Source organism: Arthrobacter sp. HY1533, assembly GCF_027568515.1.
Lineage (GTDB): Bacteria > Actinomycetota > Actinomycetes > Actinomycetales > Micrococcaceae > Specibacter.
This window is the reverse complement of record NZ_JANKZF010000004.1, coordinates 1-12,975: the sequence shown is the minus strand read 5'-3', so window position 1 is coordinate 12,975 and position 12,975 is coordinate 1. Positions and strand designations below refer to the sequence as shown.

Annotated in this window: 10 protein-coding genes; 8 read left to right on the top strand and 2 right to left on the bottom strand. The window is 67.3% G+C overall.

The features are described 5' to 3' along the window. Positions 1 to 86: 86 nt before the first annotated feature. Together PCK14_RS04495 and PCK14_RS04490 are read right to left on the bottom strand one after the other, a co-directional pair. Positions 87 to 1,238: an AI-2E family transporter gene (locus PCK14_RS04495; RefSeq protein WP_269937277.1), complete on the bottom strand. Its 1,152-nt coding sequence runs from the start codon at positions 1,236 to 1,238 to the stop codon at positions 87 to 89. Between the two features lie 179 nt (positions 1,239 to 1,417). Beyond that, positions 1,418 to 2,035, bottom strand: a complete 618-nt coding sequence (locus PCK14_RS04490; RefSeq protein WP_269937276.1) for a TetR/AcrR family transcriptional regulator — start codon at positions 2,033 to 2,035, stop codon at positions 1,418 to 1,420. A 106-nt stretch (positions 2,036 to 2,141) separates the two neighbouring features. On the opposite strand from PCK14_RS04490, the gene PCK14_RS04485 reads away from it, so the two are divergent. From PCK14_RS04485 to PCK14_RS04450, 8 genes are all read left to right on the top strand, one after another. Further along, the gene (locus tag PCK14_RS04485; RefSeq protein ID WP_269937275.1) at positions 2,142 to 2,960 is read left to right on the top strand and encodes a TIGR03084 family metal-binding protein; all 819 of its coding nucleotides are present in this window, start codon (positions 2,142 to 2,144) and stop codon (positions 2,958 to 2,960) included. Continuing rightward, a complete protein-coding gene (locus tag PCK14_RS04480; RefSeq protein ID WP_269937274.1) occupies positions 2,957 to 4,663 on the top strand; it encodes an acyclic terpene utilization AtuA family protein in 1,707 nt (568 codons plus the stop codon). Before PCK14_RS04485 ends, PCK14_RS04480 begins: the two co-directional genes overlap by 4 nt. Next, complete coding sequence (locus PCK14_RS04475; protein ID WP_269937273.1) at positions 4,660 to 6,255, top strand: acyl-CoA carboxylase subunit beta; 1,596 nt, start codon at positions 4,660 to 4,662, stop codon at positions 6,253 to 6,255. The genes PCK14_RS04480 and PCK14_RS04475 overlap by 4 nt, the downstream gene beginning before the upstream one ends. Positions 6,256 to 6,262: 7 nt before the next feature. Further along, positions 6,263 to 8,248 (top strand): acetyl/propionyl/methylcrotonyl-CoA carboxylase subunit alpha, encoded by a 1,986-nt coding sequence (locus PCK14_RS04470; RefSeq protein WP_269937272.1) that lies wholly within the window; start codon positions 6,263 to 6,265, stop codon positions 8,246 to 8,248. Between the two features lie 40 nt (positions 8,249 to 8,288). Next, a complete protein-coding gene (locus PCK14_RS04465; protein ID WP_269937271.1) occupies positions 8,289 to 9,446 on the top strand; it encodes an acyl-CoA dehydrogenase family protein in 1,158 nt (385 codons plus the stop codon). Positions 9,447 to 9,449: 3 nt separating this feature from the next. Continuing rightward, a complete protein-coding gene (locus tag PCK14_RS04460) occupies positions 9,450 to 10,223 on the top strand; it encodes an enoyl-CoA hydratase family protein (protein WP_269937270.1) in 774 nt (257 codons plus the stop codon). 162 nt (positions 10,224 to 10,385) lie between these two features. Continuing rightward, positions 10,386 to 11,981 carry an AMP-binding protein gene (locus PCK14_RS04455; protein ID WP_269937269.1) on the top strand — a complete coding sequence of 532 codons (1,596 nt, stop codon included), beginning with the start codon at positions 10,386 to 10,388 and terminating at the stop codon, positions 11,979 to 11,981. Continuing rightward, positions 11,965 to 12,864: an SDR family oxidoreductase gene (locus tag PCK14_RS04450; RefSeq protein ID WP_269937268.1), complete on the top strand. Its 900-nt coding sequence runs from the start codon at positions 11,965 to 11,967 to the stop codon at positions 12,862 to 12,864. Before PCK14_RS04455 ends, PCK14_RS04450 begins: the two co-directional genes overlap by 17 nt. The last annotated feature ends 111 nt before the right edge of the window (positions 12,865 to 12,975 follow it).

Below are 12,975 nucleotides of genomic sequence, written 5' to 3'. Positions count from 1 at the left end.
CACTTGATGTCGCCTTTTGACGGACGCGGCACCACTTGGTTGCTGCAGCGTTCGCCAAAAGGGGACGTTATGTGATGCGGGGTCTGTCAGGGCTTGGGCTGCGCGGCCTTGGACTTGTCAGCCTTTGGCGTCTTGGACTTTGCCGCCTTGGCCGCCGCGCGCTGGGAAGCCAGCATTGCCTTGGACTCGTTGACGTCGCCAATGAATGGCCGCAGCCAAGCCGCTTCCGGGTGGGAGTCCACCAGGATGGCCCGGGCGAACAGCGACAACGGCACGGCCATCAGGGCGCCCAGGGGGCCAAGCAGTGCCGACCAGAAGATGACGGACAGGAACGTCAACGTCATGTTCAGGTTGACCGAGCCGGAGACGAACTTGGGCTGGATGATGGACTGGATCAGGGAGTTGATGACCCCGTAGAAGGCCACCACTCCGATGAAGGTGGGCAGGCCGCCGGCCAACAGGGCCATGATGGCGGCCGGCACCAAGGAGATCCAGAAGCCAATGAACGGGATGAAGCCGCACACGAAGGACAGCAGCGCCCACAGGCCAGCGCCCGGCACCCCCAGGATCAGCAACAGCGCCAGGTTCAGGGCGGCAACGATCGCACCAAAGACGGTTGTCATGATCATGAAGGACCGCGAAAGCTTGGCAAAGTTGCCCAGCGCCTCCACCACCGGCGCACGCTTCTGCTTCACCACGGCAAGGATGGTGGGGAAGTATGTGGCATCGATGCTCATGAACATGACCAGCAGCAGCAGGAACACCAGGCCCGAGCCCACGTTCATGGCACTGCCCAGCAGGTTGTAGGCCGTGTCGAACAGGACCCGCAGGTCGATGGAGTTGACGAGTGCGCGGACCTGGTCGTCGCCGATGCCCAGGGTGTCGTGCAGGAAAACCTGGATGTCCGAGCGCAATTCGCCAATCTGCGGGGCGAACTGGGGCAGCAGCCGGGTGAGCTGGACGGCGGAGACCCACAGCGAGGCCACGAGGGCGCCGATCATGGCGTAGACGGACAGGATGGTGGCCATGCCGGCGAGGACTGGCGGGACGCCGCGGGCCGTGAGGCGCTGCTTGATGGGGTAGACGCAAATGGTCAGCACCAGCGCCAGGAAGACCGGCCCCACAATCGAGGAAATGCGGCTCAGGCCGATCAGGACAATGACCGCCGCGGCGAGGCTGATCAGGACCTTGGTTCCGGAAGATCCTCCGCCTGAGGACTCGGATCCTGAAGCTGCCATTTCACCTGTTGTGCCCATGCGCTGCCCGTTTCAATGCCGCCACCAAATGCCCCAATGGCATCGTGGATGATTCTATCCGGCACAGGGGCAGCCTGCCGGGAGGTGATGCAGCGTTGGGGAAAACACGCCGTTTGGTGATGCAGCGTTGGGGGAAAGGGGCCGGAAAGTGAGGGAGCGTCTTAGGGGGAGGGGGACTCGGCCGCGATGATGGCCTCGAGCTCGGTGCACCAGGCGTCCAGCACCCAGGTGCGGCGGTCGGCGTCGTCGGTGAGGATGTTGGCCAGGCCCAGCCCCCGGCCCAAGTCCAAGGTGGCGGCAACGATGGCACGCAGCCGCGGGTTCTCACGGTCGATGCCCAGCAGCGACGCGGCCAACCGGAACGCCTCGCGGGCCACCACCTGCTCCAGCGGGATGATGTGCCTGCGCACGGCAGGATCCACGGCGGCGGCGGTCCACACTTGCAGGGCCGCCTTGAACAAGGGGCCGGTGTACAGGCTGATGATCGATTCCAGGACCTCGCGCACCGGGGCGGGGCCGTCCCCGTGCGCAGCGAGCGCGGCCTTGACCTCGTCCACCCGGGCCACTGTCATGTGCTCGATGGCCGCCGTGAAGAGGTCGTCGCGGGTGGGGAAGTGGTGCTGTGTGGCGCCACGGGAAACCCCTGCATGGGCGGCCACAGTGCTGACAGTGGTGTTGTTCCAGCCCGTTTCCGACAGCAGCGTCACGGCACTTTCCAGCAGCCGGTCCCGCGTGGCACGGCTGCGGTCCTGCTGGGGTTCAATCACGGTTCTGCTCACAAAGGGACGCTAGCACGAATTGAAACAATCATGCATGCTTGCTTTTTTATGACACGCATCACATACTGTTCCTAAATGTACTGCGCGGTAACAAGGGAGTTTCAGCATGGTCGGTTTGGCAGCGGTCCTGGACGACGTCGAGGCGGAATCCGCGGTATTGGACGCCCTCGTGGCCCAGCTGCCGGAGCGTGCCTGGGCCCTGGTCACGCCGTCGCCGGGGTGGAGCATCGCCCACCAGATCGGCCACCTGGCCTGGACCGACGCGGCAGTGGCAGACGCCGCGGCCGCCGCCAACGGGGACACCGCGGCCTTTGACGCCCTGCTGGGGGCGCTCCGTTCGGGCCAAACCACGATTGACGGCGCCGCCGCGAAACTTGCAACGCTTCCGCCTGCCGAATTGTTGGCCGCATGGAGGGAAGGACGACGCCGGATGGCGGCTTCCCTGCGCGGGGTCGCCGAGGGTGCCCGCCTGCCCTGGTTCGGCCCGCCCATGGCTGCCACTTCCATGGCCACGGCGCGCATCATGGAAACGTGGGCGCACGGGCAGGACATTGCCGATGCCCTGGGCGCCACCCGCGAGCCAACGGACAGGCTGCGCCACATTGCCCACCTGGCAGTGCGCACCCGCAACTTCGCGTTCAAGGCCAACAGGCTGAGCCCGCCGGAGGAAGAGTTCCGGATTGAACTGGAAGGTCCGGCCGGGGAGAGCTGGAGCTGGGGCCCCGAGGACGCCGTCGAGAAGGTCACCGGCCCCGCCGAGGACTTCTGCCTGCTCGCCACCCGCCGCCGGCACCGCGACGAGCTGTCCGTGACGGCCGCCGGCCCCAATGCCAACCAATGGCTGGACATTGTGCAGGCCTTTGCCGGCCCGCCCGGGGAGGGGCGGCAGCCGCTCGCGGCGGCTGCAACAGGATCCACCCCATGAGCGTTCTGCGCGTGGCCAATGCCTCGGGCTTCTACGGAGACCGGGCCGGCGCCTTCAGGGAAATGCTGGAGGGCGGCCCCGTGGATGTCATCACGGGCGACTACCTGGCCGAGCTCACCATGCTCATCCTGGCCCGCGACCGCGCCAAGGACCCCTCAACCGGCTACGCCAAGACCTTCCTGGCCGAGATGGCTGACAGCCTTGCCCTTGCCATGGAAAAGGGCATCAAGATTGTGGTCAACGCCGGCGGGCTCAACCCGGCAGGACTGGCCGAGAAGCTGCGGGAACTGGCAGGGACCCTCAACGTGGAGACAAAAATTGCGTATGTCCATGGCGATGACCTCATTGACCGCGCCGAAGAACTCGGCCTGAAAACCTGCAACGGACAGCCCCTTTCCGCCAACGCCTACCTGGGCGGCTGGGGTATCGCCGCGGCGCTCAAGGCCGGGTCGGACATCGTGGTGACCGGCCGAGTCACTGACGCCTCCCTGGTGGTGGGCGCCGCAGCACACCACTTTGGCTGGAAAGAGACGGACTACAACGAAATCGCCGGGGCCATGGCGGCCGGGCACGTCATCGAATGCGGCACACAGGCCACGGGCGGCAACTACGCCTTCTTCGACTCGATCCAGGACATGCACCGCCCCGGCTTCCCCATTGCGGAGATAGAAAAAGACGGCTCCAGCACCATCACCAAGCACCCCGGAACCGGCGGCGCCGTCACAACAGGCACCGTCACGGCCCAGCTGGTCTACGAAATCACCGGTGCCCGCTACGGCGGCCCCGACGCCGTGCTGCGCCTGGACTCCATCGCCCTGGAGGATGCAGGCCCTGACCGTGTCCGCCTGTCCGGCGTCCGCGGCGAGGCCCCGCCGGACACCCTGAAGGTCTCCATCAACGCCCTGGGCGGCTTCCGCAACGAGGTCACCTTCGTCCTGACCGGCCTGGACATTGAGAAAAAGGCCGCCCTCATCCAAGGCCAGATTGGGAAGCACGTCCCCGAAGGCACCAGCTGGACGCTTGCCCGCACCGACCGCGAGGACGCCGCCACGGAAGAGGAGGCCAGCGCCTTCCTGCACTGCGTGGCCAGGGGCCAGGACCCCAAACTGGTGGGCCGGGCCTTCTCCAACGCCGCCGTCCAGATCGGCCTGGCCAGCTATCCCGGCTTCCACCTGACCGCCCCGCCCGGAGACGCCGTCCCTTACGGCGTCTACACGCCCGGCTGGGTGCCGGCCACAGAAGTTCCGCACCTGGTCACGCTGCCCGACGGCACCACGCTGGAAGTCCCGCCCCACAGCGCAACTGTGCCGGCCGCCGTCGCCCTTGCCCCTGTGGAGGAACCGGCGCTCCCGCCCTTGCCAGAACAAAGCACGACGGCGCGTGCCCCACTGGGGCGCGTCGCGGCGGCGCGCAGCGGTGACAAGGGCGGCGACGCCAACGTGGGTGTGTGGGTGGAGCGCGGGGACGCCTGGCCTTGGCTCGTGAACACCCTCACCGTGGACAAGCTCAGGGAGCTGCTGCCCGAAACTAAAACGCTGGAGGTGGAACGGCATGTGCTGCCGAACCTTCACGCCGTGAATTTTGTGATCCGTGGCCTGCTCGGGGAGGGCGTTGCCTCAAACGCCCGCTTCGACGCGCAGGCCAAAGCTTTGGGTGAATGGCTCCGTGCCCGCCACCTCGACATCCCGGAGGAATTTCTGTGACAGCGTTGCGCACCACAATAGACCCGCACAGCGCGGAGTTCCTGGCCAACAGAAAAGCCATGGAGGAAAAGCTGGCAGAGCTCGACGGCGAATACGCCAAGGTCCTGGCGGCCGGCGGCGAGAATGCCGTGGCCAGGCACCGCAAGCGCGGCAAGCTGCTGGCCCGGGAACGGGTGGAAATGCTCGTGGACCGCGACTCCCCGTTCCTGGAGCTGTCCGCACTGGCCGCCTGGGGCACCAGGTTCCATGTGGGCGGCAGCGCAGTAAGTGGCATTGGCGTGGTGGAGGGCGTGGAGTGCATGATCATTGCACACGAGGCCACGGTCAAGGGCGGCACCTCCAATCCGTACACCACAAGGAAGATCTTCCGCGCCCTGGACATCGCCCGGGAGAACCGGCTGCCCGTCATCTCGCTCGTGGAATCCGGCGGCGCCGACCTCCCCACGCAGAGCGAAATCTTCATCCCCGGCGGCAAGCTGTTCCGCGACCTCACCCGGCTCTCCGCCGCCGGCATCCCCACCATCGCGCTCGTGTTTGGCAACTCCACGGCGGGAGGTGCGTACGTCCCCGGCATGAGCGACCACATTGTCATGATCAAGGAACGCTCCAAGGTATTTTTGGCCGGGCCACCGCTGGTCAAGATGGCCACGGGTGAGGAGTCCGACGACGAGTCCCTGGGCGGCGCCGACATGCACGCCCGCGTCTCCGGCCTGGCCGACTACTACGCCCTGGATGAGATGGACGCGCTGCGGATCGGGCGACGGATTGTGGCCCGGCTCAACTGGGTTAAAAAAGGTGCGGCCCCGGCGCCCGCCGTGGACCCGCTGATGGATGAGGAGGAGCTCCTCGGCATCGTGCCCGGCGATTTGAAGGTCCCTTTCGACCCCCGCGAGGTCATTGCCCGTGTGGTGGACGGCAGCGACTTCGACGAATTCAAGGCCCTCTACGGCAGCTCCCTGGTGACCGGCTGGGCCCGCATCCACGGCCACCCCGTGGGCATCCTGGCCAACGCCCGCGGCGTGCTGTTCTCGCAGGAGGCGCAAAAGGCTGCGCAGTTCATCCAGCTCGCCAACCAGGCCAACACCCCGCTGCTGTTCCTGCACAACACCACCGGCTACATGGTGGGCAAGGAATACGAGCAGGCCGGCATCATCAAGCACGGCTCCATGATGATCAACGCCGTCTCCAACTCAACCGTCCCGCACCTGTCCATCCTCATGGGCGCCTCCTTCGGGGCGGGCCACTACGGCATGTGCGGACGCGCCTTCGACCCCCGCTTCCTGTTCTCCTGGCCCAGCGCGCGCTCCTCCGTCATGGGGGCCGCGCAGCTGGCCGGCGTCATGTCGATCGTTGGCCGGGCCGCCGCGGCTTCCACGGGCCGCGACTTCGACGAAGACGCCGACGCCCTGATGCGCGCCGCCGTCGAGGCCCAAATCGAGGCCGAATCCCTGCCCACCTTTCTCTCCGGCAAGCTGTACGACGACGGCATCATCGACCCCCGCGACACCCGCACCGTGCTGGGAATGGCCCTTTCCGCCATCGCCACCACCCCGATCAAGGGCGCCGAGGGCTTCGGCGTCTTCCGGATGTGAGCCACCCATGACCATCAATTCCGTACTGGTAGCCAACCGCGGCGAGATTGCCCGCCGCGTCTTCCGCTCCTGCCGCGAGCGCGGCATCGCCACCGTGGCCGTGCATTCCACGCCCGACGCCGGAGCCCCCTTTGTCCTGGACGCGGACACCGCTGTCCACCTGCCCGGGACGGCCGCCGCAGACACCTATCTGCGCGGGGACCTCATCATTGCCGCCGCGCTGCGGGCCGGAGCCGACGCCATCCACCCCGGCTACGGCTTCCTGTCAGAGAACGCCGGCTTTGCCCGGGCAGTCCAGGCCGCAGGGCTGGTGTGGATCGGCCCCTCACCTGAATCCATCGACTCCATGGGCTCCAAGATTGAGTCCAAGCTCCTGGTGGCCGCCGGGGGAGTTCCCGTGTTGACCGAATTGGACCCCGCCACGGTCACCGAGGCGCAGCTGCCCGTGCTCATCAAGGCCTCGGCCGGCGGCGGCGGGCGCGGCATGCGGATCGTCCGCACCCTGGCCGACTTGCCGGGAGAGCTGGAGGCTGCACGCACCGAGGCTGCGAGCGCCTTCGGCGACGGCACCGTTTTCTGCGAGCCGTACCTGGAGACAGGCCACCACGTGGAGGTCCAGCTCATGGCGGATTCCCACGGCACGGTGTGGGCCGTGGGGGAGCGCGAATGCTCCATCCAGCGCCGCCACCAAAAGGTGGTGGAGGAGGCGCCCTCGCCGCTCGTGGAACGCACGCCCGGCATGCGGGAGAAGCTGTTCGGGGCGGCCGTGGCCGCGGCCAAGGCCGTCAACTACGTGGGCGCCGGGACGGTGGAGTTCCTGGCCGACGAGTCCGGCAGTTTCTACTTCCTTGAGATGAATACACGCCTGCAGGTGGAACACCCCGTCACCGAATGCACCACCGGCCTGGACCTCGTGGCACTGCAGCTGGAGGTGGCCGACGGCGGGCGGCTGCCGGCGGAGCAGCCGCCGGCGCCCGCGATGCTTGCAGGGGGCGCCGCCATCGAGGTGCGCCTTTACGCCGAGGACCCGGCCGCGGGCTGGGCGCCCCAGACCGGGACCGTGCGGCGCCTTGAGGTGGACGGGCTGGCGGAACCCTTCGCCCTGCCGATCCGCGGGCGCGGGCTGCGGCTGGATTCCGCCGTGGCGGCAGGATCCACGGTGTCCATCCACTACGACCCCATGCTGGCCAAGCTCATCGCCTGGGCGCCCAACCGCACCGAGGCAGCACGCACTCTCGCCAAGGCGTTGACCACGGCCCGCATCCACGGCGTGCGCACCAACCGGGACCTGCTGGTGAACATCCTGCGCCATACAGCCTTCGCAGCCGGGGAGACCGACACCGCCTTCCTGCCCACGCACGGACTCGAGACACTGGCTGCCCCCGTGGCCGGGCCCGACGAGGAAGAACTGGCCGCGCTCGCAGCCACGCTCGCCGCGGCAGCACTGCGCCGGGAACAAGCCACGGTGCTGGGCGGCATGCCCAGCGGCTGGCGGAACCTGCCCTCAATGCGGCACTCCGCCACCCTGTCGGGGCCGGCAGGGGAACACGCCATCCGCTACGCCCTGACCCGGCACGGACTGGAGGCGGAAGGCTTCGGGGGAACCGGCGTCGTCCATCTCAGCCCGGGCCGGGTGAGCCTGGAGGTGGACGGGCTGGTGCGCACGTGGCACATTGCCCACTTCGGGAACGCCATTGAGGTGGACGGCGACGGCGGATCCGTCACCTTCACCGAGGTGGAGCGTTTCAGCGACCCGAGCCTGGCTGTGGCGGAGGGATCGCTGACCGCGCCCATGCCCGGCGCCGTGGTTGCCGTGCATGTGCAGGCCGGCGAAACCGTCACCGCGGGCCAGCCGCTCTTGGTGCTGGAAGCCATGAAGATGCTGCACACCGTTGGCGCCCCTGCGGACGGGGTGGTGGCGGAACTGCCCGTGGCAGTGGGGCAAAACGTGGATGTGGGCATGGTGCTGGCCGTGGTCAACGCAGCCGGATAAGACGAATTCAATGACTGGGCAACTCAATGAGGAGAACTGGATGAACATTGTTGAAACTGAAGAGCAGCAGGCCCTGCGGTCCGCGGTGCGTGACATTGTGGGCCGCTACGGCCACGAATACGCCACCAAGCACGCCCGGGCCGGCGAGAGCATGAGCGAGCTGTGGACGGAGCTCGGCGAGGCCGGCTTCCTGGGCGTCTCCGTGCCGGAGGAATACGGCGGCGCCGGGCAGGGCATCTACGAACTCGCCGCCGTGCTGGAGGAATCCTCCGCCCTGGGCGCCTCCATGATCATGATGGTGGTGTCCCCGGCCATCTGCGGCACCATCATTGCCAAATACGGCACGGCGGAACAGAAACAGGAGTGGCTGCCCGGCTTTGCCGACGGCTCCATCGTCATGGCCTTCGGCATCACCGAGCCCGACGCCGGCTCCAACTCGCACAACATCTCCACCGTGGCCCGCCGCGACGGGGATGGCTGGGTGCTCAACGGCCGCAAGGTCTTCGTCACGGGCGTCAACAACGCCGACTACGTGCTGATCGTGGCACGCACAGTGGACGAACGCAGCGGACGCCTGCGCCCGGCCATGTTCGTGCTGCCCCGCGAAACCCCCGGCTTTGAATACCGGGAGGTGGAGATGGACATCATCGAGTCGGAGAAGCAGTACCTGCTGTTCCTGGACGATGTCCGCCTTCCCGCCAGTGCCCTGGTGGGCGGCGCCGATGCTCCCCTGGAGGCCCTGTTTGCCGGGCTTAACCCGGAACGCATCATGGCCTCGGCCATTGCCGTGGGCACCGGCCGCTACGCCATCAACAAGGCCGTGGAGTATGTGAAGGAACGCGAGGTCTGGGGCCAGCCCATCGGCGCCCACCAGGGCATTGCGCATCCTCTGGCCAAGGCCCACATCGAGGTGGAGCTGAGCCGGCTCATGATGCTCCGGGCCGCAGCCCTGTACGACGCCGGCGAGGACTTGGCCGCGGGGGAAGCCGCCAACATGGCCAAGTACTCCGGCGCCGAGGCCAGCATCAACGCCCTGGACGTGGCCATCCAGTCCATGGGCGGCAACGGGCTGAGCCGCGAATATGGCCTGGCGCAGATGCTGGGCCTGGCCCGCATTGGCCGGGTGGCGCCCGTGAGCCGCGAAATGGTGCTGAACTTCGTGGCCCAGCACTCGCTCGGCCTGCCCAAGAGCTACTGATACATGGCTGCTGAACTTGTCCACTACGCGGTTGCCGACGGCATTGCCACGCTGACGCTCGATTCGCCCGGCAACCGTAACGCCCTGTCCCGCCAACTGGTGGGCGAGCTTGTGGCGGGGCTGGAACAGGCGGCCGGTGCGGCCGCTTCCGGCGCTGTGCGCGGAATTGTGCTGACCCACACCGGCAACGTCTTCTGTGCAGGTGCGGACTTGAAGGAGGCCGGCGCGCACGGCGTCGAGGCCGGTGCCCATGACCTCGTGACGATCCTGCGCACCATCCTCACGGTGCCCGTTCCCGTCCTGGCAAGGATCGACGGCGTGGCCCGGGCGGGCGGGCTGGGCATCCTGGGTGCCTGCGACATTGTGGCGGCCAATACGGCGGCGACCTTCGCCTTTTCCGAGGTGCGGATCGGGCTGGGCCCGGCCATCATCTCCCTGACCACCATGCCGCGCATGAACAGCCGGGCCGTCTCGCGCTACTACCTGACGGGTGATTCCTTCGACGCCGCGGCTGCGGAGGCCTGCGGGCTCATCACGGTAGCCGCCGATGATGTTGACGCCGCTCTGGAACCCATCCTGGCCGGCATCCGGCAGGGCTCCCCGCAGGGCCTGGCCGTAAGCAAGAAAATGGCCGCCGCCACCATGCTCGCGGCCCTCGATGCGGGTGCGGAGCAAATGATGGAACTTTCCTCCCGCCTCTTCACCACCCCGGAAGCAAGGGAGGGCATGGCCGCATTCCTGGAACGCAGGAAACCGTCCTGGCACCTCCCCGACTAACCGCGGCCCCGCTGGTCGAGCTTGTCGAGACTGTCGAGGCACAAGGATTTCGACAAGCTCAATCACCGGCCAAACCCTCCCTCACATTTGGGGCCCATTTCCCCAACGCTCTCTCACCTTCGTTCACGCCGGCAGCGACGCCGGCCCACTGAAAGGCCTTTCATGACGCTGGACACCCTTGCCCCGCCGGTCTTCCTGCAGGACAGATTGAACCACTGGGCGCGGCACCGACCCGATGAAAACGCGGTGGTCTTTGGCGATTCGAGCTACACCTGGGCCCAGTGGCAGGGGCGCATCCAGCAGCTTACGGACGCCCTGCACCGCGCCGGCATCAGGCGCGGGGACCGCATCCTGACCTTCGACCTGAACCACCTGGCGATCGTGGAACTTACGTTTGCCGCGGCGGCCCTGGGTGCCGGAACCGTGGTGGGCAACTTCCGGCTGGCACCTGGCCAGCTCGCCTACATCCTGGCGGACTCGGCCCCCAAGCTGGTGTTCCACGGCGCTGACCTCAAGGCAGTCATCGACGCCGCGGGCGCGGAAGTCGAGATGCCGCGCACCGTGGCCATCGGCGGCGACAACGACGAATACGAACCGTTCCTGGCCACAGGCCAAGCGCCGGCCGGCGAAACAGCGGAGGGAGGCAACGGCGTCGTCCATGAAGACGTGCAACCGGATGACACGGTGCTTGTCATGTACACCTCCGGAACCACGGGAAAGCCCAAGGGTGTGGAGCTCACGCACCGCAGCGTCAATGTGCACAGCGAGGTGGCCAACGCCGGATTCCAGATGGTGCCGGGGGACGTGAACCTGGTGGGCATGCCCATGTTCCACGTGGGCGGATCGTGCTACTTTCAGGCCGGGATCTACGCCGGTGCAAGCAGCATCTACCTGCGAGACCCCTCGGGCCCGTCAATGATCAAGGCGATCGGGCAGGGCGCCCGCTTCGCGTTCCTGGTCCCGGCTGTCATCCACGCCGTGCTGGGCGCGGGCGGGCAGGTGGCGGCCGCGTTCGCCCCGCTGAAAAAGATTGCCTACGGCTCATCGCCCATGCCGCTTCCCCTGCTGGAGAAGACGCTCGCCGCCTGGCCGGACACCGAGCTGGCGCATGTGTTCGGCATGACGGAAATGTCCGGGATCGGCACCATGCTCCAGGACTCAGACCACCGCAACCCGCCGCGCCCGGAGGTGCTGCAGTCGGTGGGGCGGGCGCTGCCGGGGCTGGAAATCCGGATCGCCGATCCCGTCACACACGAGGTCCTGCCGCCGGGAACCATCGGGGAGCTGCAAATCCGCGGCGGACAGAACATGAAGGGCTACCTGAACAAGGCCGATGCCACGGAGGCCGCGTTCACGACGGACGGCTTCCTGTGCTCCGGCGACATCGGGCGCATGGACGCGGACGGCTACATCTTCATGGTGGACCGGCTCAAGGACATGATCATCTCCGGGGGCGAAAACATCTACAGCCCCGAGGTGGAAAACGTGCTCATGGCCCACCCCGGCGTGGACGAGGGAATAGTCATCGGCGTCCCCGACCCCAAATGGGTTGAGACCGTCAAGGCCGTGGTGGTCCGGGCCGCGGGCAGTACGGTGGGGGAAGCGGAGATCATCGACTTCTGCCGGGACCGCCTGGCCCACTACCAGTGCCCCACCTCGGTGGACTTTGTACAGGAACTGCCGCGCAATGCGACAGGGAAAATCTTGAAGCGCGAGCTGCGCGAACCGTATTGGAGGGGCCATGACCGGAACATCTGAGAATGTTGGAAGCACGACGCCGGAGGGCGGCCCGGGTGCCCCCGGTCCCCTGTCGCGGGGGAGCCTTGCGGGCAAAACCATGCTGATGTCGGGCGGTTCGCGCGGAATTGGCCTGGCCATTGCCGAGCGGGCGGCCAGGGACGGTGCCAACGTGGTGCTGATTGCCAAGACCGACGCCCCCGACCCCCGGCTGGAAGGCACCATCCACACGGCGGCTGCCGCCATTGAGGCCGCCGGTGGGAAGGTGCTGGCCGTGGTGGGCGATGTCCGGGACGACGAAACGATAGCCTCGGCCGTGGCGCAGGCCGTGGACACCTTCGGCGGGATCGACATCGTGGTCAACAACGCCAGCGTGATCTCCCTGGACGGCACGCTGAAGGTCACGCCCAAGCGCTACGACCTCATGCAGGACGTCAACGTCCGGGGCACGTTCATGCTCAGCAAGGCCGCCCTGCCGTTCCTGCTCGAGGCTGCGAACCCGCACATCCTCACGCTGAGCCCGCCGATGAACTTCAGTCCCAAGTGGCTCGGTGCCAACCCTGCCTACACGCTGGCCAAGTACGGGATGACGTTGACGGCACTGGGCTTCGCCGCCGAGTTTGCCGCGCAGGGCGTGGCGTCCAACGCCCTGTGGCCGCGCACCACCATCGCCACGGCCGCGGTGGCCAACATCCTGGGCGGGGCGGAGATGATCCGCAGGTCCCGGCACGCCTCGATCATGGCCGACGCTGCGCACGCCATCCTCACCACTGACAGCCGGGAACTCACGGGCCAGGCCATCATCGATGAGGAACTGCTGCGCGAACGCGGAGTCAGCGACTTTTCCGGGTACGCCGTGGACCCGTCGGCAAAGCTCATGATCGATCTGTACGTGGACCGCTGACCCTGCCCGCCGGTGATTGGGCTTGTTCTCCGGTGGTCGAGCTTGTCCTCCGGTGGTGGGGGGGGGGGTTGGGAGGGGGGGGACCAACAGCCCCCCCCACGCCCGGGTCAA